This window comes from Paenibacillus foliorum (assembly GCF_013141765.1).
Lineage (GTDB): Bacteria > Bacillota > Bacilli > Paenibacillales > NBRC-103111 > Paenibacillus_S > Paenibacillus_S foliorum.
In genome coordinates this window covers 23,127-44,341 of record NZ_WHOD01000095.1, presented here as the reverse complement: position 1 = coordinate 44,341, position 21,215 = coordinate 23,127, and the positions used below count along the sequence as shown (strand labels likewise).

Annotated in this window: 18 protein-coding genes; 7 read left to right on the top strand and 11 right to left on the bottom strand. The window is 46.8% G+C overall.

Annotation, left to right across the window (positions count from 1 at the left end):
* Positions 1-6 precede the first annotated feature (6 nt).
* The 5 genes from GC093_RS24250 to GC093_RS24230 form a co-directional block, all read right to left on the bottom strand.
* Positions 7-903, bottom strand: a complete 897-nt coding sequence (locus GC093_RS24250) for an ABC transporter permease (protein WP_171654495.1) — start codon at positions 901-903, stop codon at positions 7-9.
* The gene (locus GC093_RS24245; RefSeq protein WP_171654494.1) at positions 903-1,913 is read right to left on the bottom strand and encodes an ABC transporter ATP-binding protein; all 1,011 of its coding nucleotides are present in this window, start codon (positions 1,911-1,913) and stop codon (positions 903-905) included. Before GC093_RS24245 ends, GC093_RS24250 begins: the two co-directional genes overlap by 1 nt.
* Positions 1,914-2,188: 275 nt before the next feature.
* Positions 2,189-2,653 (bottom strand): zinc ribbon domain-containing protein, encoded by a 465-nt coding sequence (locus GC093_RS24240; protein ID WP_171654493.1) that lies wholly within the window; start codon positions 2,651-2,653, stop codon positions 2,189-2,191.
* 276 nt (positions 2,654-2,929) lie between these two features.
* Positions 2,930-3,745 (bottom strand): HAD family hydrolase, encoded by an 816-nt coding sequence (locus tag GC093_RS24235; RefSeq protein ID WP_171654492.1) that lies wholly within the window; start codon positions 3,743-3,745, stop codon positions 2,930-2,932.
* Positions 3,746-3,852: 107 nt separating this feature from the next.
* Entirely contained in the window at positions 3,853-4,344 is a 492-nt protein-coding gene (locus tag GC093_RS24230) for a cysteine dioxygenase (protein ID WP_171654491.1), read from the bottom strand.
* A 309-nt stretch (positions 4,345-4,653) separates the two neighbouring features.
* Here GC093_RS24230 and GC093_RS24225 point away from each other — a divergent pair, with 309 nt between their 5' ends.
* On the top strand, positions 4,654-5,448 hold the full coding sequence (locus GC093_RS24225) for an HAD-IIA family hydrolase (protein WP_171654490.1): 795 nt from the start codon (positions 4,654-4,656) through the stop codon (positions 5,446-5,448).
* A 55-nt stretch (positions 5,449-5,503) separates the two neighbouring features.
* On the top strand, positions 5,504-5,875 hold the full coding sequence (locus GC093_RS24220) for a DUF423 domain-containing protein (RefSeq protein WP_171654489.1): 372 nt from the start codon (positions 5,504-5,506) through the stop codon (positions 5,873-5,875).
* Between the two features lie 147 nt (positions 5,876-6,022).
* Here the strand turns inward: GC093_RS24220 and GC093_RS24215 are convergent, their stop codons facing one another.
* Positions 6,023-6,583 carry a PadR family transcriptional regulator gene (locus tag GC093_RS24215; protein WP_171654488.1) on the bottom strand — a complete coding sequence of 187 codons (561 nt, stop codon included), beginning with the start codon at positions 6,581-6,583 and terminating at the stop codon, positions 6,023-6,025.
* Positions 6,584-6,595: 12 nt separating this feature from the next.
* Positions 6,596-8,164 carry an MDR family MFS transporter gene (locus GC093_RS24210; RefSeq protein WP_171654487.1) on the bottom strand — a complete coding sequence of 523 codons (1,569 nt, stop codon included), beginning with the start codon at positions 8,162-8,164 and terminating at the stop codon, positions 6,596-6,598.
* Between the two features lie 256 nt (positions 8,165-8,420).
* Between GC093_RS24210 and GC093_RS24205 the strand changes: the two genes are divergently transcribed.
* The 3 genes from GC093_RS24205 (at position 8,421) to GC093_RS24195 (ending at position 11,821) form a co-directional block, all read left to right on the top strand.
* Positions 8,421-9,323: a LysR family transcriptional regulator gene (locus tag GC093_RS24205; protein WP_171654486.1), complete on the top strand. Its 903-nt coding sequence runs from the start codon at positions 8,421-8,423 to the stop codon at positions 9,321-9,323.
* Between the two features lie 8 nt (positions 9,324-9,331).
* A complete protein-coding gene (locus GC093_RS24200) occupies positions 9,332-10,138 on the top strand; it encodes a histidinol-phosphatase (RefSeq protein WP_171654485.1) in 807 nt (268 codons plus the stop codon).
* A 222-nt stretch (positions 10,139-10,360) separates the two neighbouring features.
* Positions 10,361-11,821: a DUF5050 domain-containing protein gene (locus GC093_RS24195; protein ID WP_171654484.1), complete on the top strand. Its 1,461-nt coding sequence runs from the start codon at positions 10,361-10,363 to the stop codon at positions 11,819-11,821.
* Between the two features lie 134 nt (positions 11,822-11,955).
* On the opposite strand, the gene GC093_RS24190 is transcribed toward GC093_RS24195, so the two are convergent.
* The 4 genes from GC093_RS24190 to GC093_RS24175 all read right to left on the bottom strand — a co-directional run bounded on the left by GC093_RS24190 (position 11,956) and on the right by GC093_RS24175 (position 18,891).
* Positions 11,956-12,507: an S-layer homology domain-containing protein gene (locus GC093_RS24190; protein ID WP_216624791.1), complete on the bottom strand. Its 552-nt coding sequence runs from the start codon at positions 12,505-12,507 to the stop codon at positions 11,956-11,958.
* Positions 12,508-12,534: 27 nt separating this feature from the next.
* Complete coding sequence (locus GC093_RS24185; protein WP_171654482.1) at positions 12,535-12,792, bottom strand: hypothetical protein; 258 nt, start codon at positions 12,790-12,792, stop codon at positions 12,535-12,537.
* A 205-nt stretch (positions 12,793-12,997) separates the two neighbouring features.
* Positions 12,998-17,710, bottom strand: coding sequence for a lamin tail domain-containing protein (locus tag GC093_RS24180; protein WP_171654481.1), 4,713 nt, complete (start codon positions 17,708-17,710; stop codon positions 12,998-13,000).
* A gap of 356 nt (positions 17,711-18,066) precedes the next feature.
* On the bottom strand, positions 18,067-18,891 hold the full coding sequence (locus GC093_RS24175; RefSeq protein ID WP_171654480.1) for a hypothetical protein: 825 nt from the start codon (positions 18,889-18,891) through the stop codon (positions 18,067-18,069).
* Positions 18,892-19,030: 139 nt separating this feature from the next.
* On the opposite strand from GC093_RS24175, the gene GC093_RS24170 reads away from it, so the two are divergent.
* Together GC093_RS24170 and GC093_RS24165 are read left to right on the top strand one after the other, a co-directional pair.
* Positions 19,031-19,705, top strand: coding sequence for a response regulator transcription factor (locus tag GC093_RS24170; RefSeq protein ID WP_171654479.1), 675 nt, complete (start codon positions 19,031-19,033; stop codon positions 19,703-19,705).
* A complete protein-coding gene (locus GC093_RS24165) occupies positions 19,698-21,083 on the top strand; it encodes a sensor histidine kinase (RefSeq protein ID WP_171654478.1) in 1,386 nt (461 codons plus the stop codon). Before GC093_RS24170 ends, GC093_RS24165 begins: the two co-directional genes overlap by 8 nt.
* The last annotated feature ends 132 nt before the right edge of the window (positions 21,084-21,215 follow it).

Here is a 21,215-nt window from a genome sequence, read left to right as displayed (position 1 = left end):
TTCTCACTATCCTCCATTTACGTTCAGCTTCCTCACACCTCTCCCATACATAAGCCCGACAACCGCAGCCAGTAACGCAATCCATACTGCTTGGGTCAGAAGCATCGAGAGCAATTGCACATCGGCCCATCGTACCATCGTTTTGGCAGGAAAATAGAGTACGGTTTGAAATGGCAGCCACCGGCAGACGTCCTGCAGCTGCTGTGGAAATAGCTCAAGCGGCATCAACATACCGCCTATTGTGAACAGCATTTTATGGTATACGAACTCTAGTCCCCTGGTTTCCTCCACCCAAAATGAGCATAACGCCAGTACCATGTTTAGTAAGAAATTAATCGTCACCGCCCCACAGGAAACTATCAAGAACTCTACCCAGCCCCACCCGAATGAAGGCCATCCGAACATCATAACTCCAAGCAATCCACCAATACACACATTAACCAATAAGCGGATGCTTACTTCAGAGACATACCCTACATAGTGATAACCGATATAGCTGAGAGGACGGGTCAGCTTGTAGCCGACATCTCCGTTCTTTACTTCCTCCTCTATTTTGGTCGCTAGACTTGGGAATGATGTTGTGAGAGCTTCTGCGAATAATATGTACCAGATTATCTGCTCGTAGCTGTAGCCTTCGATGAGTGCCGAGCCTTCGCCTTGATAGGTGACACGCCATAATTGCATAAAAATGTACATGATTATGATGAGAAAGATGGAACGAATGAGGAAGTCATATACATAGGCAAAATGATTCCGCAGCGTAACCCTGCCTATAGCGCCATATTTGATCAGCTTTCCGTAAAATGAAGTGGGCGGAGCTTGCGGCTTGTCGAAGCCGGCTTGATTCCTTATTACTAGAGGCTCATCGGAAAATGTACTCTCGTTACCCGCATCTATACGCATTACAGCTCCCTCTCTTCCTCCCGCTGAATTCCTGATTCCTTAGCGTAGATGTGGGTAATAATCTGCTCCATTGGCGGGTCTTCAATAGTCACATCGACAACGCGGTAATGGCCTACGATATGGGCCAACACCTGCTCGATACTGGCCACCGTCGTTTCAACGGAAAGCTTCATCGCGCTTGCGTCCTGCTGCAGCACTTCTACGCCGGGGAAGCTGAACGCAGCTCCAGGCTGCTGAAGCTGCAGGCGTATGGTCTTCGCGGTAAGCAAGTCCCGCTTCATTCGCTCAACCTCATCATCCAGGATGACCTGACCATGGTTGATTACAACAGCACGCTTGCACAGCTGCTCAATATCGCCCGCATCATGTGAGGTCAAGAAAACCGTGGTGCCTTCCTCACGGTTCATCTCCAGAATCAGCTCGCGGATTCTGTGCTTAACGATAACATCGAGCCCAATGGTCGGCTCATCGAGGAATACAATCTTAGGCCGATGAAGCATTGCGGCCGCTATCTCACACCTCATCCGCTCTCCAAGCGACAGCTTGCGCTCTGGCGTGTGCAAATACGGCTCCAGCTCGAAGCGCTGAACCAAATCATCGCGGCGGCTGTAATAATCCGCCCTCTTCAGCTCATAAATCCGACTCATCAGCTCGAATGAGTCTATTGGCGGCAGATGGTACCACAGCTGCGATTTCTGCCCGAACACAGAACCGATATGGTACGCTAAGCGGCTTCGCTCCGTCCATGGGCACAGACCTAGTACCTGTGCGCTGCCACTGGACGGATGCAAAATGCCCGTGAGCATTTTGATCGTGGTCGACTTGCCCGCTCCATTCGGTCCGAGAAACGCTAGAGTTTCTCCCTGCTCTACGTTCAGATCAATGCTATGTACCGCCGATTTCTCGGTATAACGAGGCCTAAAAAGCGATTGCACGCTGCCTAACAGCCCGCTTGCCTTCTGTTTTACTGCGAATGATTTGCTTAACCCTTCAACTCGTATTGCACTCATTGTATGTGATCCCCTTTCCCGTGTTAAAGCAAAAAAGACCTCGAGCAAGTTCGCCTTGGAAGGCGGAACTTGCTCGAGGTCTTTTATCCCTACGGTGTAACGCGACGCATTGGTCCGCGCTCGGCTTCGCTTGGTTCGAACCGGCCTTACTGCACCGTCGGATCCCTAGAAGCCCTCCCACTTAATTGTTATATACTATCATGCCATGTCAACTATTACAAGAAAAAATTGGTAATTATTCAAAGAGGTACCATGGCTTCAAACAGTCGTTACAGTCACATCGTAATACCGCAGCTCACGCAAAATTTCGCATCAGGCTCGTTCGTTGTACGACAAACGCGACAGATCGTGTGTACCACCGTTTCTGCTTGCTCAGCTTGTTCTCGCTGCTCTTCGAATTGATGGCCGCAAACCGAGCAAAACTTCACTTCGCGGGCAACAACCTTACCACACTGGCATACCTTTTCATGCTTGGCTTCATTGATTTTCAATTCAATAATCTGAATATCCTGCCGAAGCAATTGAATTTGTTGGCAGTAAGCAGTAACGTCCGGCTCCGATTTCTTCCAATCCCCTGCCGCGTGGGCATTATAAACGGATTCGCCAATCAAGGTAAAGATTTTCTCCAGTTCCTTTTCCTTGGAAGAAATTTGTGTGCGAAGCCTTGTAATTTCCATCGTTTGCTGTGCTTTTTTTGCAGCATCGGATGCGCCTTGCTTCATTTTTTCAAAAAATGACATCGGACTAGCCCCCCCTTGAATTGAATCTGGATCGCTCCTGTTACTACATAGTTATGAGCTCGAGGGCCTCGACATTCCGTAATGAAGCCTTAACTGAACAATTTACGCAAAATGGATAGCAGCAAGATTACTGTTATTACTGCACATACAATGACTAGCTTTTTTTCCTGACCGTTCATACGGCTCACGAGACCAACAACTCCTTAAGCAGAATTGCTTGCCTCTTCAGTATAGGCTATTTGCCCTTTTCTACCTAACGCGCCTGTCCGGCAATTGTCATGTTTGAATACGGAACGCTGCTAGCTGTTCAAGCACTATGGCCACGCCATCCCTGTCATTTGTCTCCGTTATAAGTGCCGCTATGTTCTTCAGCTCGGCAATTGCATTCCCCATAGCAACAGGGTGCCCGCAAAGCTCAAAAACCTCAAGATCGTTGTAATCATCACCAAATACCATCACATGCTCCGGAAGTATGCCTCTACGTTGCAATACATGCTTCAGTGCTGCCGCTTTGGATACGACAGCACTCATAATCTGGATGAGCTTGTTCCCGTCCGTTGAGATAAGCTTCACACGGTCTGCGAATCTGCGCTCAAGCTCTGCATAAATGTTATATTCATTAGTCAACAGCAGCTTAGCCGGATGAAGCCGAAGAATTTCCTCCTTGGTTAATACAATCGGCACAGGACCTCCATCTGGAAATCCCAGAATGACCTTCTGTTCCTCGCTTAAGGAACAGTTGCTGAACATGGCATCCTGTGCTTCAAAGCTTACCATTTGTTCAGAGCTTACGGCCATCATCGCTTCATAAAGCTCGGAAACGATTGCTTGATCGATCAATACACGATCCTCTATACTGTGGGCCGAGTCAACGGTATGCGCACCATTATAGTAAATAATGCAGCCCAAATCCAGCAGCGCGTCAGGCAGCAGCATACGAACGGACCTTGCTGGACGCGCGGTTGCTATAATCACTTGAATTCCACGGTCGTAACAATCCAATACAGCGCGAAGGCTCCGATCCGTTATTTGACGATTGCTGTCCAACAGCGTTCCATCCAAATCTAAAACTATCGCTTCAATAGCCTTCATAGCGTCCCCCACCGGAAAATTTTTACCATAGTATCACAGATTACTCTCTAATGTAAACTGTGTCGCAGAAAGAAAGTGAGGGATGAACAAACGGCTGAATCGGCTGCCTAAATCACATAATCTAATACTTCCTCGTAAGTACGGTACGACTTAATCCCCATTAATCTCGGGGCATATACGTGAAATGATAACATACGTCCCTCACCCGAGTTGCTCATTTGATGAATTTGTCCCTTAGGGGCATATAGAAACTGATGCTGCTTTAAGGTGCTTTCCCCACATTCTTGGGCGTAACCGTAACCGTCAAGCCGATAGCTCGTGTTAGTCATCTGGCCTTCCAAAATAAATGCGCACCCCACAGATGCTCCATGATCGTGAATTAGGGTTTTACGCCCTCGAGGCAGGTGGACCAGGATTACCTCTATATCATCTGATTGGAACAACACACTCCGGCCATAAGGTAAATAGGAAGGCTCCACTATGTGTGGGGTTACCTTCTCTGATGTGAGCTCCAGGCTAGTAATTATTGCTTTTAATTCATGCGGTGCAGGACATGTAACGCTGCGAAACGCTTGCTCAATGGATTCAAGTAGTTTCATGATTCCGATACCTCCGAAATGGTTTTTATAGAGACATTATAAGAAACCCTAGGTTTTAGTCCGATGTTATAAGTATAATTATCATTCTGTATAAATTTATCTTATATGTCATTTCGTTATTTGTATTCAATACCCGGCTTTCTTGTGTCAGATATTCGAATAATTTGGTTAATAACCCCTGTGGAAATGCATGAAATAGCGACGAATACAGGGACTTTTTGCAATGAATAGCCGATGACACAACTTTTTTGTTACAATGAGTTTTGTGTATGCTTGCAATTAAGAGGGGTCATTAGAGGAGGATAAGGAATGCTCGGATTTTTACTCGATTTGGATGGGACTTTGTATCATGGAGACAAGCCTATTCCGTATGCGGCTGAGTTTATTGGTTGGCTGAGGAAACAAGGCTATCCGTATTTATATGTAACGAACAATTCATCACGAACACCGGAGCAAGTAGCCGATCATTTAAGAAAAGTCGGTATTGAAGCTGAACCAAGTGAAGTCCTTACATCCTCTCAGGCTGCAGCTCTCTACATGCAGGAAAAGCAATCCGGGAAACGTGTATTCGCCGTAGGAGAGAATGGATTAAGACAAGCACTGCACGATGCCGACTTCACTGTAATTTCTGATGATGAGTTGAAGACACCGGATTATGTAGTGCAGGGGATAGATCGGGATTTTAACTATGGGAAGCTTGCAACAGCCGTTCGGCATATACGCAATGGGGCCACATCGGTGCTTACGAACCCCGATCATCTGCTTCCGTGGAATAACGAGCTGCAGCCGGGAGCAGGCTCTATCGGGGCTGCTATCGAGCGAGCCAGCCAGGCGAAGCCCGTTGTGATCGGCAAGCCATCGCCGATCATTATGAACTACGCCATCGGCAAACTAGGGCTGCCGCTGGAGCAAATCTGGGTGGTCGGCGACAATCTGCTGACCGATATTCAGGGCGGCCTGGCTGCAGGCTGCCGCACGGCGCTTGTGCTTTCCGGCCTCGTGAGCCGGGACACGCTGCAGGAGCAGCAGCAACTGACCGGCGTCCGGCCGGAGCTTGTGTGCGGCCAGCTGATGGAGCTGGCTGGGATGCTCTCGAAGGCGTGAGCGAGCCTGAGAAACCGGCTCATGATCATAAGAAAATTCATAGGAGATGACATAATTGAATACATTATTTATGCTCGGAGGCTTGAATATGCTGATTTCCGTTGCATTAGGCGCTTTCGGGGCACATGCCTTGAAGAAGCGGCTGTCACCGGAAATGCTCAAGGTGTACCACACAGGTGTTGAATATCAAATTGCGCATGCTCTTGGCCTGATTTTGATCGGAGTTGTGTCCAATCTGCCGTCTGTGAACGGGTCTCTCATCATTACAGCTGGTTGGTTGATTGTTGCAGGCATCGTCTTGTTCTCAGGCAGTCTCTATGCCCTCAGTCTATCCGGTATCAAAAAACTCGGAGCCATCACCCCAATTGGAGGTTTGGCCTTCCTTGCCGGATGGTTGGTATTTATGATCGCAGTGTTAGGAAACTGAAGCATCCACTAAGCTAAGCTAAACTAAGCTCAACTCAGCTCACAAGTGATTCTGTACGCAACACAAGAAGCTGACCTGAGTCTGCGCTCGCGCAGATTAGGTCAGCTTCTTAGTTTTTACCTTCGAACAGCCTCTATAAAAATTTCCTTATAAATCCAAAGGAACTCCGCGCTCCTTCAAGCGTCCTGCTTCTGCATCCTTAGTAAGCCGCTCCAGCCAACGAAGCTGGGTTTCAGCATGCTCGTATGCCCCCCACATCATATGCAGCACACCTCGCGGTACGATAGACACATGCTCCTCGTACAAATCCTTCATCTGCTGAACCCGGAGCTTTTGCTCCTCCAGCTTTTTGAGCAAAATCCGGCAAATATCATCCTGATTCCCATAAAGAGAGAAAATTAAAGCCGGTCCCATTGGATGAAACAGCTGCGCTTGATTTTCGAATTGCTCCAGCAGCAGCTTCTGAAAGAGTTGCTCACCGCTCTGAGTAATCCGATATATAGTCCTGTCAGGGCGCGCACTGTCCTTTACCTTTTCAACGGTTTCAATAAACCCGTCTTTCTTCAAAGTATCAATGGCATAGTACAAGGAACCGTCCCGTATTTTTACAAAATGATGCATTTCCCGTTCTATCATCTTTTGCCTTATGACGTAAGGATGACTTTCACATTCCATTAAAAGGCCCAGTATGACGAGCTTCATAGACATTGTCAGCCACCTCTAAGCTTTTTGCTTCGCATAAGCGGGAATTTCCAGCTTGGCCTTTCCCATAAGCAGCACGAATAACAAGGCGATAACCGCCATAAAAATGGTGCATTGAAAAACAAACCCGATTGAATCCGCTAAGCCTAACGTCAGCTTTTCCAATACTTGCGGCGGCATTTCAGCTCTTACTGCAGGCTGCAGGAGCGCCCTTGCATCGATCGGATTTTCCGCCATTCCTGAGTTCGGCAGCAGCTCTGTCATGCGTGTTTTTAATGCAGCAGCCTGCACGCTTCCCAGCACGGTAATGCCAATTGCCGAACCAATCGAACGGAAAAAGGAAACCAATGAAGTAATTACTCCCCGGTACTGGGCACTTACATTATGAAGCGACGACATAGAGGTCACAGGGAAAGACATCCCGATTCCAAGTCCTAAAAAGATCATGTACACCACAACGAACCAACGCGGTGTCAATGAAGGAGCGACTGCTCCAAACATCGAATACAGCTCTTTCATCCATTCGGGAGAGTTGTAGGACAATGTGCCAAGCAGCGATGTCGCTATCAGCAGCAGTGCGCTGGAAATTAATAAAATGTTACGGTAGGACGTTTTACCGATTAATTTGCCGCCAAACATACTGCTGACCACAACCCCAAGCATCATCGGCGTAAGCACCTGACCTGCGCTCGTTGCTGATCCCTCATACACACCTTGAATAAATAACGGGATATAGGAAGCCGCCGACATCATCAGCGCTCCGTAGAACAAGCTGACTCCCATACTCGCGGTAAACAGCTTGTTGCGGAATAATCCCAAGGGTACAACCGGGCTGACTGCCTTTGTTTCCACCCATAAGAATAAGGCTAGCAGGGCCACAAAGCCAGTGAACAGCGAATAGCTTTCAATTGAGTTCCAAGCAAATTCTTTGCCTCCAAGCTCCAAGGCGAACATCAAGCAAAGAATGGATGCAGCAAATGTGATAGTTCCCATCCAATCGATCCTTTGATTCGGATTTTTTGCAAGAGAAGGACGATAAAACAAGGTAATCAGTAAAAAGGAAATAACGCCCAGTGGTAGATTGATATAAAATATCCATTTCCAGTTAATATTATCTGTAAAATAAGCACCGGCTAACGGACCCAGCACACTGGAAATGCCAAATACCGCACCGAACAAGCCCTGCATTTTTCCACGCTTCTCTGGAGGAAACAAGTCGAATACAATCGTGAACGTAATCGGCATCAAGGCCCCTCCCCCGATTCCTTGAATGACGCGGTATATAATTAATTGAATCATGTTCTGCGAGGTTCCGCATAACGCGGAGCCTATCATAAAGACAGCAAGCCCTAGCAGGAAAAACAGCTTTCTCCCGTACATATCCGACAGCTTGCCGAAGATCGGCATAGAAACTACATTTGCAATAAGATAAGCTGAGAAGACCCAAACAAACTGTTCCAAGCCTCCCAATTCACCTACTATTGTTGGCATAGCAGTAGACACAATAGTCTGATCCAAGGCCGCCAGCAGCAGTCCTAGCATTAAACCGACTATCGTCCACCGCACATTCGATTTTTTCTCTGTCATGATTTATCCTCATTCCCATTTGATTTTCCTCAAATTATTATACTCAAATTAGAGTATATTACAATCATCAAATGGATAAGAATCCAATATTTTTTTAATATTAAGGCTCAAGGAATAGGTTTGCGCACTAGCCCCAAGTGTCATATAATAAATTCATCTGAGAAAATGTATTTATATTATTTGTAAAGTTGATAAATTATATCTATTTTGACTGCTTTTTTTGAGCACTCACCCTTTAAGGGGAAAGGAGGGTTCTATGAATCTAAACCAATTGGAAACATTGTTGACCATTTCCAAGACTATGAGTTTCCGTAAAGCTGGCGAATTACTGAATTTAACCCAGCCTGCCGTCTCTGCCCAGATTAAAAGCCTGGAGGATGAATTTAAGACGGTTCTGATTGATCGAAATCAGCCTGTCACGCTAACTGATAGCGGTCGTGTGTTTTTGGAACATGCGGAATTGGTGCTGCAAACTGTTGAGGATCTGAAGCAGCGTCTCGCTGATTTAAATCAAATCCCCCAGGGGCATATTCATTTAGGAACCACCACATCGATTGCGATTCAAATTTTGCCGCGTGTGCTGTCTTATTTTCAGAACCAGTTTCCGCTTATCAAAACAACAATCCATTCCATGACCTCCTCACAAATTATGCAGAGTGTAGAGAACGGAACGATTGATATAGGTATCACCTATCTGTTTGAAAAGCATCCATCACTTGAAAGCTCTGTGCTTTATTATGATACCTTTGAGCTGGTAGTGGCGCCTGAGCACCCATTAAGCCGCTATGCCCATGTGCCGATTGAGAAGCTGCATGATATTCCGTTGATCATGCTGTCGCCGGAAACGGCCGGACGCCGTTTTGTTGATCAAATCTTCAAGCAGCTGTACATCTCACCGGAGATTGTTATGGAGCTGTCGAGCAGCGAGGAAGTGAAACGAATGGTGGAGCTGAACCTCGGAGCCGCAATTATTTCCAAGCTTTCTATTTCCAATGAGTTAAGATTGGGTACATTAAAGATGGTGAAAGTCAATGAGCTTGAGATCAGTCATCCGGTTGGAGTCGTCTACAAATCAGGCCGTTATTTAAGTTCAGCACTGAATCAGTTTTTACTGGATCTCAAAGGTATGCAGGAAATACAATTTATTGGATCGGAGTGACTTTTACTATGAAATTCGATTTGCACACTCATCATGAACGCTGCGGACATGCAGTTGGAACGATACGCGATTACGTTGAAGCGGGAATCCGACACGGCTTATCGGTGATTGGAATCTCCGATCATTCTCCCTATTTCGGAAGCAATGTCGAGCAAGAGCAGCCGGGAATCGCCATGGCCAAGAGCGAATTTGCACGTTATGTAGAGGAAGTTCTCAAGCTCAAGCAGGAATACAGCGGTAAAATTGATGTATTGCTCGGCGTGGAATCTGATTTTTTCCCTGAGCATGCAAGCTTGTACAATAGTATTTATGAGAAATATCCATTTGACTACATCATTGGCTCCGTTCATCTCTCAGGTGGTGTAAGTATTTTTAATAAAAAACGGTTCAAAGGTTTATCGGACAAGGAAAAGATTGAGCACAAGGAGCAGTATTACGCTCTGATCGAGCAGTCGGCGCGCAGCGGCATGTTCCAAATTCTCGGACATATCGATGCGATGCGCGCTTATTACACACCGTTCAGCGATATTCCGACTGATGCGGTAGACCGTACTTTGAAAATTATCGGTGAACAAGATATCGCTATTGAAATTAACACATCCGGCAAAACCAAGGATTGCGGCGGCTGGTATCCGGTGGATGCTGTCCTTGAGCGCGCTTTGCATTACGGTGTCAGAGTAACCTTCGGTTCCGATGCACACGTCCCTGGTCGCGTCGGCGATGATTGGGACTTGGTAGCCAAGAGGCTGAAGGAAATCGGCTTCAAGGAATGGGTTTACTTCAAGCAAAAACAGCGCCAAATCGTAGCTCTATAAGCGATATCGGCTGCTCTGTTCCTCCTATAGAACCCATACAACGATAAGGAGCCTTGCCACTGAATTACAGGTGGCAGGCTCCTTTTTCATTGAGTCTACAAAGATCGGATTGCGTTACATCGTATCCCCACCTTGGGAGTCACAATAGCATATTGATGGTTTAAACTTTATCTACACTAGAGTATTATGGTAATATATTACATTCGGAAGGGAGTACCTTTCATGCTTACTATTATCACCCGATGGACAATTACTATAGCGATTACAGCAGGACTTGCGTTAGGAGGGCCGCTTCCAGCTTCACAAGCGGAGTCTACTATGTACCCAGTATCGTATCCGACGTTCCCAGTTAATATCAATGAAACGAAGACAGACCAGATACACAGTGCTTATCCTCTCCTCCTTTATCGCGATATAACTTATTTCCCTATGACATGGGATTATACGTCCGCACTCGGCTTGTCCATTACCTGGAATGAGCAGACCGGTCTTTCGATTGATATTCTGGATAAAAATAAAGGCTGCACTCCCCTCAGGCAAACACTCTTACCTCAGGCCAATAGCAGCAGCGGTTCAACCTCGGCTATTCTTCCCCCTTTTCCTGTGAAGGTAAATGGATCCTTAATTGATAATTCGAAGGAACCTTATCCTGTTTTGTTTTACAACAATATTACCTATTTTCCTATGACATGGAGGTATACGAGAGAGGAGTTCGCCTGGAAGACTACTTGGGATAATTTACGCGGTTATGAAATTCAGTCATGCGAGAGGCCGATTCAGGAAAAGCTCATCCAAAGGGATTCATTTAATTTGAAAAACGGGGGGCAGCTTGCCGCGAAGGGCGATTGGATCTATATGAACCCTATAAAGAGCTCAGGTGGGCCTCACAGTCTCGTTAAAGCAAACGTGGATGACTCCAACCGGTTAAAGCTTTCAGATGATAATGCAATGTTTATCAACGTAGTGGGAGAATGGCTGTATTACGTCACCACTGAATCTTCCAAGCAGAATGCAATCTATAAAATCCGAACCGACGGGACGGACAGAGTGATGGTATCGCAAACGGCTGCAAGCTCATTGTGGGTGCGAGACGGGTGGATGTACTATATTCAATTGGTTGAACAGAATGACAAAATACGAGGAGCTTACCAAACTGCTGCCGGGATCTTTCGGATGAAAACGGACGGCTCAAGTGAACAAAAACTGCTTGTCGATTCGAAGGTCTTCGGTTTATATGTGCTTGACGAAAGAATCTACTTTCGGACCAAAGAGGACGAACATACAAAGCTCTATACGATGAATTTGGATGGGTCAGGGCAAGAGTTACTTCAAGATGATGTGACAGACTTTATAGTCGTCGATGATTGGATATATTACATTCGTGACCGCAAGCAAATACACAAAATGAGCCTGGACGGATCCGTTGATATTCCTTTGTATGAGTTCGAAAAACCACAGCTTTCGAGTATGACCTACTGGAACGGCTGGGTTTACTATACGATTGTCAGCTCTGGTAGTATCTCAGGTTCAAACCCTATTGAACGTATAAGTATTGACGGGACGGGTCGGCAAAAAGTAACGGAGGCACGCCCGCTTGCCCTCTATATAGCCGGAGACGAAATGTATATTGCTCATTGGTCCATGGGGGATCATACGCTGCTGCATTTCAAGCTCAAAAACTAATGAGTTTTATTAATACAAACGATAAGGAGCCTTGCCACTGAAGTTCAAATGGCAGGCTCCTTATTGCGTTGCAATACATTCCTTGAAGGAACAGAAAAAATCACTCAATTATAGCGGGAGCATTTATCCTATTTCTATTTGAACAAGGCGTTGAAAATGGCTTGAACACTCTCAGCCCGCGTTGCGACAGACTTCGGATCGAAACGATCCCCATCTTTTCCGCTAATCAGTCCCGCGCTGCGTGCCTTGGACACCGCATCCGCTGCCCAATTAGCAATATTCACCGAGTCTTTAAATGGGTTACCTTTTCCAGGCTCAATCAGAGCTACCTTTCGCTCCCAAGCACGTACTAACAGCACCGCCATCTGCTCGCGAGTGACCGGCTCATTCGGTGCGAAGCGTCCCTGCTCCACACCTTGGATAAGTCCGATTGACGATGCAGCTCCAACGGGCTCCTTGTACCAAGCGTCAGACGCTACATCTAAGAAGCCAACCGCCTCTTTGGAAGGGGCGAACTCGAACGCGCGAAAGAGCAGTGCTGTAAATTCCGCCCGTGTTACCGGCTCATTAGGTGTAAATGTATCAGAGGTGACTCCTTCGGCCACATGCTTCGCGGCAAGCACTTGAAGTGCTTCGTAAGCCCAATTGCCAGGCGGAACGTCGGCGTACGATTTGCTATACTCCAATACGACATAGGTGCCGGAGCCTACCAACTACGCCGTCAGCACGCCGTCCTTTACCTTGCCGCCGACATAATCAATTGTCCCGTCGGCATTGACTCTGTAAAGACCTAATAATCGAGAATCGCGCTCAGCTTCGACTTTGATTTTCACTTCGACGGATTGATCCACTTGGTTCATTGCCGATTCCGCTCCGTCAGGCTTCACAACGGACAACCCTAACGAAAAGGCTCCGCCGGCCATCTTATATTCCTTGGATTGACTAGGTACCGCAGCTAGCTTTAAAGTCACGATGACTTGTGCTTGACTACCCTCTGCAGCTTTTACCGAAGCTGCTGCTGACTGTAACGTTTCAGAAGGAATAACCAGACTTGCATTACCTTGCTCAATTTCTAGCGAACTACCATCATACTGCTTCAGTATGTCTCCTGAAATCGCCAGCTCCGTTTTGTCTGCAGCCAGCTTCAGTTTGACAGCTCCATTGCCTGATTTGATCTCATCTGGGCGTTACATTTTGCTGCTTAGGGTTGTTCGTCGGGTTAGTCGTTACGATGCTTGCATTACCTTTGCTTTTGTTTCTATTTCCGTTATTGTTGCCATTACCGTTATTGTTGCCATTTCCATTATTCTCACCATTACCGTTATTGTTGCCATTCCCATTATTCTCGCCATTTCCGTTATTGTTGCCATTCCCATTATTCTCGCCATTTCCGTTATTGTTGCCATTCCCATTATTCTCGCCATTTCCGTTATTGTTGCCATTTCCATTATTCTCGCCATTTCCGTTATTGTTGCCATTTCCATTATTCTCGCCATTTCCGTTATTGTTGCCATTTCCATTATTCTCGCTACTGTTGTTGACAATGATTCTAAGCTCGATCGCTTTTCCATCGAATGTTACCGAGATCAATTCACTGCCAGGTTTAATAGCTCGAACTAGTCCTGTGCCGCTTACTTCAACCGCACCAGTGCCCCCTATGATCGCATAAGCAGCCTGAGACGTCACATCACTTTCAAATCCGTCCGTATAGACCGCTTTTACTTCTAGTTGGAATGTTGTGCCTGCCGTTATCTTCCCACTCGAAGGTAAATCTGACCGAATCGAGTTCGGGGAGGACACGGTTATGGAAGCTTCCAGTAAACTCTCACCAGCCGTACCTACAACCTTAGCTATACCTGGTCTTATACCCCGAATTCGACCATCTGCAGTTACCTCGATAATTGATGAATCGCTGCTCGCCCATGTATAGCTGGGGGTTACGTTCTCAGCAGGTCTTTTCCCCCGGTTAGCCAGTACGCTTACCTGTGCCTCTGCACCAACTTTTAGTTCCTGTGGAACCCCCGTTAAAGTCCGGGTGTCATATGCTCGCATCTGATCAAGGTTTAGGTCAAGCAATCGATCCATCGAATACGACGACATGTACCGAACATGGTTGGCACCGGATTCGAAGTTTACATACAGGTGGTCCGTGTCATTCACTTTGCGGATGAACATGTTCTCAGCACCAGTTGGGATGTTGATGGAACCATTTTTGTTTACGCCATCCAGCAACCATACCGGCACTGTAACACCAGCGATGATGGTTTGTGCATTTTTCGTAGACAGATCAGTTACGTTCGGCATCGCATAGCGCAATATGGAGTTGTAGGAGCGCCCCTGGTTATAAGTGAGCAAAACCTCTCCCTTGTTAAACCCTATACCTTGGATTTTATCTCCGATACTTATCACATATTTAGGAACAAATTTGTCTATGTTTTCTTCACGGAAGCTCGGTGTACCGGATGGAAGTCGATCATTTGAATCCAGCTCATAGCCAGCGATCCATGACAGATGGGTCTCCCCATTTCGGTTTTGCAGCTGGTGCGATGGATCGGTTGTATAGGTAGGCGGATTGCTATATTCTCCAACCCACAGTATGCCGTTCTCATAGGCCGTAAAAGAAGAATTAGTCACAACTCCGAACGAATCCGCAAATTGCGCGAAGCCTTGATCTACCGAGTCAATTAAGGTCTGAATAGGCATCCTATACATCTTTTTCCCGGATGAAAGCCATACATTTTCGCGGCTTACCGCAACACCACCCGCGTGCCCAGTGTAAATCGTACCGTCAGGATTTTTCAGATTAACATACTTCACCAAAACACCCGTTTTTGCATCGACTACTGCAAGAGTACTTGGGTCCCCTGTATAGTGATATGCTGCCATCAGCATCCATTCACGCTGCTCATCCTTGTAATACGACATCCCTTGAGGTACATGCCCTTGTACGAGTCCAGGTATTATTGGACCTTTCTCTCCAACATCCCAGGCTGCCTGATACCTTGATTGGGTCAGAGCGTTCGCAGGACTTGGATCTCTTTCTATTTGAGTCATTGGCGTATAGGTTGGCTTAATTGTTGCCGTTACACGCAAGGATTCATTGCCTGAATCGTCTATAGCGCTTAGCTCGAACTTCGTTGAGACTTCACCCAAAAGTGCCGGCATCTTGTAAGATGTAGCAGAAGCAGGCAACGTCAGCTCAAGCTGATCGTTCATGTACAGTCGATACCCAGCCAAATCTGATTCCGTGCTTGGCAGCCAGTTCATTGTTGCTTCTCCAGGACCTGGAACTGCATGAAACCCTGCAGGTGAGGCAGGTGCAGTCTGATCAGTGAAAGATTCACGTGGGATTTGTTGGGAACCCACAACACCAGGCGTGCCCGTTTGCTGCAAGCCTGAAATCCGCATTACGTTTCCTCCAAACATAGGATAAGCATAAGTGATGCCCTTTTTCTCCAGAAATTGGCCTGCTGTATACGTAGCCGAAACGAGTACATTACCATTAGTTTCAACGATTTCGATGGTACCACCGCCGTTAGCTAATCCACCCGCACCGTCCCCATATACGAATGAGGATTCAGGTACATACTTCGCTTCCTGGAAGCCGTAATAAAAGAAATTAAATCCGTCCGACTTCAAGTAGTTTAATCCATTCGGACGCACCCAGAATTGCAATGTTTTTTTCGGCTCAATAACCGTAGGCTTATTGAAAGTCCATGACCAGCTTTTCAATGCATCATCTGGCTGCGTGAAACGAACAGTCTTGCCATTCAGATCAAGCGGCTGCGAATGCGGATTGTACAGCTCGATGAACTCATATGCATCATAAACATCCTTCGACTCTAACGGTTCCGTGTTCCACGTATCGGGTACGACCTCCGTAATCAGCAAGGCTGGCATTGCATCAGCCGTCGGGGTTGCAACTATCGAAGCCGTACGTCCAGACTCTCTGCCAGCCGTATCAATTGCGCTCACCTGCAAGGAAACGGCCTTTTCATTTTCCAATCCCTCAATAATGACCTCACTTTGCGGCATCAGGAGTTTATTTTTCACCACACCGTCCACATATACATTCACATAAGCAACGTCTGGCTCAAGATCTTTACTCCAGACTACCTTTGCTCCGCCAATACCTGCTGTCACCTTTACACCTGAAGGCATTGCAGGAGCAACCGTATCAGATGGATCTGCTATTTTCTGCACGGGATACAGGAAGCCTGGATTAGCTTGCGCAGAAAATCTTTCAGTCGAGATAACCCCATTACTGCGATTGGGAATGAAATTAGCACTGATGCTCTCGCCGACATCTTCTACATTGTAGGTCGTGTCCGTAAGCACATTATTATCGGGGTCCAGGAATTTCACACCTCTTGCCGCTGTATTCGACATCCCGCCGTTTACGATTACGAATAATTGATCCTCCGTAATCGAGCTGCCGTAGGCGAGATTGAACTCCGTCAGGCCGACCTGCTGTACATTTGTATTTTTGAACCAAATAATAAAAGTCCCTTGAGGTTCAACAATCTTGTCTTCAGTAATCGGATAAGGATCGGTTACTGCACTGTATTTTAATTTAAAGCCTTTAATGTTGATCGGTGTTGAGGTCGTATTATGCAGTTCGATGAATTCGAATGCGTCGGTCCCTCCGGTTTTGTAGTCAACGTTTTTCGAATTGGGAGTCATTTCGGTAACCAAGAATGAAGGAGCAGCCTGGGGTTTCTGGGCAACTACAGCTGGCTTTGCGGACATTAACCCCGTCTGATTAACAGTGTAGACAGCGAACGTGACGCTTTGTCCATTGGTTAAACCTGGTGCTACATAGGAAGAGCCAGTAACCAAATTCGGCAGTTGCACTCCGTTTTTATAAATGCGGTAACCGGCAACATCTCCCTCCTTGGAAGCATCCCAGCTCAACCGTATCGCTCCATCGCGAGGGAGTGCTTGAAGCCCGCTTATATTAGCCGGAATAACCGGGATACCCGCTTTCCCCCGTACAGGAAGGGAGGCTGGCGAAACGCGACCATCGTTATAAACGGATGATAAAGTGAACGTATAGTCCTTTCCATTCGTCAGCCCTGTAAATGTGTACGTCGCTCCCGTCACCGACGCTGACGGAAGCCCGTCCTGAGAATCTATTCGGTAGCCAGCTAGATTCGAAACGGTGCAAGGCGTCCACGACAAATTCAAGCTGCGTTCTCCACCAACAGCAACGGCATCACTCGGTGCAACTCCCGACAATTCATCGGTTATTCTGCCTGGCGTGGCGGTTTTATTTCCACTATTATGCAGCATAGCAACGCTTGAGCATGGCTGCTTAAATGAGATGCCTTTATTTTCGAACGTATCGTCCTGACCGTCTAAATAATAGGTGGCGGTAACAATCTCAACATCCAGTGGATCAGCTAAGCTAATTGTAATATTCTTCTGGGTTGTGCTTCCGTTGTACAGGCCTGCTACGTTTTGCAGGATATGAATACGGTCATCCGGCAGATCGGACGCAGAAATGCCATAATTGCTTCTGAACTGGTCACGATTCAACCCCAGTGGTGTAATCGTGGTATTCTGCGTCCAGATCAAAATCGTTTCACGCGGGGGAATACTCACATTTCCGCTAAGCGTTCCTTCCCATTGAGAAGTGCCGTCTATTTTGCCCCGAAGCTTATACCCTGTCAAGCTAATAGCTTTGTCAGTTGCATTATACAGCTCGACATATTCATAAGCATCATTTGAAGATAAGTTTTTCGAATCCGGCACTAACTCAGTGATAAGTACTGCGGGTGCCGATGGCGCAGCCGCAGCTGGTACAGCCCGAATGCCTAACACGGCCGATGTCGCGAATAGTGACATGGTAACCGAAGTTACAATTGCTTGTTTAAACTTACGATTCATATTTTCCCTCCTCATTTTCACCAAACCGTTTCTGTCCGAAGAGTTCGTCCGTATGCACAAAAAAACCAGGCCTCTACCAGCCGGAGCGGATACCTCGCAAAATCGCGAGCCGCCTAGCAAATAATAGATACCTGGGTTCTCTCAATGTCTCCACCCATGATCTTCAATTGGGAACATCCTTGCACTGAAACCGTTTGCAACTTTACCCCATTATCGGTTCTACCTCTCATAAATGCAAGAACTTTTTATGTGCAACTGAAAATCGGCAGTGAAAATTAGCGAGCCGTAACTGGCAAGTGGAACTTGGGGCATTACGACTGGTTTACTTACCCCAAACGAATGAGCACTCCACTTTCTTAATTGATAGCTATAGCCGAAATACTTCCATTTGTTTTAAAATCTTGCGCGTAGATAACTGTTGCTGTCCCAGTAATTACACCGTTTGGTCCCGTTACGGTTACTGTTGGATTTGAAGAATATCCTGATCCTGGATTTGTGATGGTTACACCAGTCACGACGCCATCCACTATTGTTGCAGTTGCAGCAGCTTCAGTCTTTTTCCAGGTTTCACCTTTTCTTCCGTTGTAACGGTAATAGTTGGATACCTCATCTAAACGTTCGTTTGTAATCCCATAAGGAGCAAGAACTTTAAGAAGGGCTGCTTTGTTTCGTTGAGCCAGTTCGGGACTGGGCTGACTTTCCAAGCCTGCAGGAGTTACTCCTCGAAATGCTTCTCTAAAAACTTCGGTAGGAACCCCTAGTGCTGCGGCAATCAGTACTACCGGCCTGCCTTTGTCCTGCGGGTCTGTGTTAAATCCATTGGAAATAACTACTGAAGTAGCTTGTTCCGAATTATTGCCGCTGGTTACTGAGCCTGCTGATGAATTAGTGCTTGTGGCGTCAGCTCCAGCCGTTTCAGCCTTATTGGTTTTTAATTCACCATCTGGTCCCTCTATGCGGCATGGATTTCCTTTTCCATCGATTCCAGCCTTCCCTCGTTTGCTGCCATCTTCCCTTTTCGGTGCGTCTTTACCCGCTTTATTCTTTGCCATTCCTGCTGTCGAATGTGGGGCACTGGGTTCAGCCAAAGCCTTGATATTGCTGCCTAACACACTTTCTCCACTCACTGCAAGAATGGCTATCAACGTACTGGCGATAATGAGTTTCTTTTTTGTGTTCATTGTAATCTTCCCTTCATCTCATTGGATTTTGTATTCCTTGAAACCTATATTACTTGGACTTGGTGAAATTACGGTGAAAGCATGAAGACTTTCGATTATACTGTTTTAAAAAGGATAAATCAGGAAATGGGGCAAGCCTATGAAGATCTTATTGGCGGAAGACGATGATCGGCTGGGAGAGCTAACCGTACATATGCTGAAGAAAAAAACGGGCTGTGCCGTTGACTGGGTAACAACAGGGAATGATGCGTTCGATTATGCGACGGCTTCCAGCTATGATGTTGTTGTTCTCGATTGGATGATGCCGGAAGGAAATGGCCGCGATACATGCGCCAGACTCCGCAAAATGGGATATCTCGGTGCGATTCTAATGCTGACAGCGAAAGATGCATTACAGGATCGCGTTGAAGGTCTAGATGCCGGTGCTGACGATTATCTGGTCAAACCATTCGAGATGGACGAGCTGCTAGCGCGTTTGCGAGCACTGATGCGCAGAAATTTCATTCCGTTGCAGGAGGATGTAATCCGCATCCGAGATCTAGAGCTGCAGAGGACGAATCAGATCGTTATTCAAGGTGACCAAGAAATCCAATTATCCCCGCGTGAGTTTCAAATTCTGGACCTGCTACTGCAAAACAAGGGTCGTACCTTGACACGCGAGGTCATTTTGGACAAGGTGTGGGGTCTTGATGCGGAAGTGAATTTGAAGTCGATTGATGCTATCGTCAAATTAATACGCAAGAAGCTCGTCCCCTCCGACTCAAGGGAGCTTATTCAGAGCGTGAGAGGTATAGGTTATAAAATTGATGCGTAACTGGGGTTCGTTAAAAAAGTGGCTATATGAAGGCGATTTATTCGACCGTACGCGCAATAAGCTCACTCTGCAATACAGCGGTGTGCTTATTATTTTCCTCAGTTTATTCGTGATTATTGTGTATGCCCTACTGTATCTGTTCATCTGGAACGATCAGAGGGTTCGTCTGAACGAGCTCGCAGACAGTGAAATACGCACACTACAAAAGTGGGCGGACCAAGATAACAATCCGAATAGACGCCCCCCGCGCTCCGTAGAGGATGCCTTCTCGATCAGCACCGATCAATCGTTTTATTACTTAATTGCAATGAATGGAAATGTGGAGCTGGGGGGTGAGATTCAGCCGGAACTGCGCACTCAGGTGATGGAGTCCATCAGAAAGGGCTATTTCAAGGGGAAAGCAATAGAAAAGGTTACCCTGCAAACGTTTGACAATCCGCCCCCGGACGAGCCAGGACGCCCAAAGCAAGGAGCGGATGCAAGATTCCTTGTTACGAGCCGCGAGCTGCAATGGAATGGGGAGAGAATCGGCACCTTATATGTGGGAAAGGAGGTCACATTCCAACATGATTTGTTTCGTTGGCTGCTCATTCTGCTGGTCGGAATGGTACTGCTTTTCTTTATTCTAGCCTTATGGCTCAGTCATTTAATGTCGCGCAAAGCGATTATACCGATTGCTAGAGCTTATGCGAGACAACGTGAGTTCGTAGCTGATGCTTCCCATGAACTGCGTACTCCAATGAGTGTCATGCTGACATCGATTGAAGCACTTCAGCTCGAAGCGAGCATCGATAACGATCCCTTCTCGAAGAATGTGCTTAAGGGTATGAAAGATGAGGTAAACTCAATAACCAAGCTGGTTCAAGAGCTGCTGCACTTGGCCCGCTCCGATTCAGGAGAATTCGTGCTAAATCGCTCCTCGTTTAATTTGCGAGATGCTGCCGTAAGCGTGGTTAATAAGCTTCAGCCATTGGCCCAAGCAAAGGACATTGTCTTAAGGCTGCACGCTCCCGACGAGCTGACGGTGAATTGGGACGCGGAGAAATTGACACAGCTGCTCGTTCTGTTAATCGATAATGCGGTTAAATATACGCCGGAAAAAGGGTTGGTCACTGTACTTCTTGAGGATGGGATGGAAAAAGGGGCCCACATCCTCACAATCGAGGTCAAGGATAGCGGTATCGGCATTGCTGCCGAAGCGCTCCCTCGTGTCTTCGACCGTTTTTATAGGCAGGATAAGTCGCGAACGCGCCAGACCGGCGGACATGGACTGGGTCTTGCGATTGCCAAGAACATCGTGGATGCGGGTCGGGGTACTATTCATGTGGACAGCATGGTAGGTGAAGGAAGTTCCTTCAAAGTGCGTATCCCATTGTAGCCGAATTTGCCAAAAACCGTTTACATGAATCGATAATTGAGTAATGTTTAAATGTTGAATTGGATGCTGCAGAATGTGAATTTGCTAAGCTGTGGTTCACGGTTTTTCGTAACCATCAGGCCCCTGTTTAAA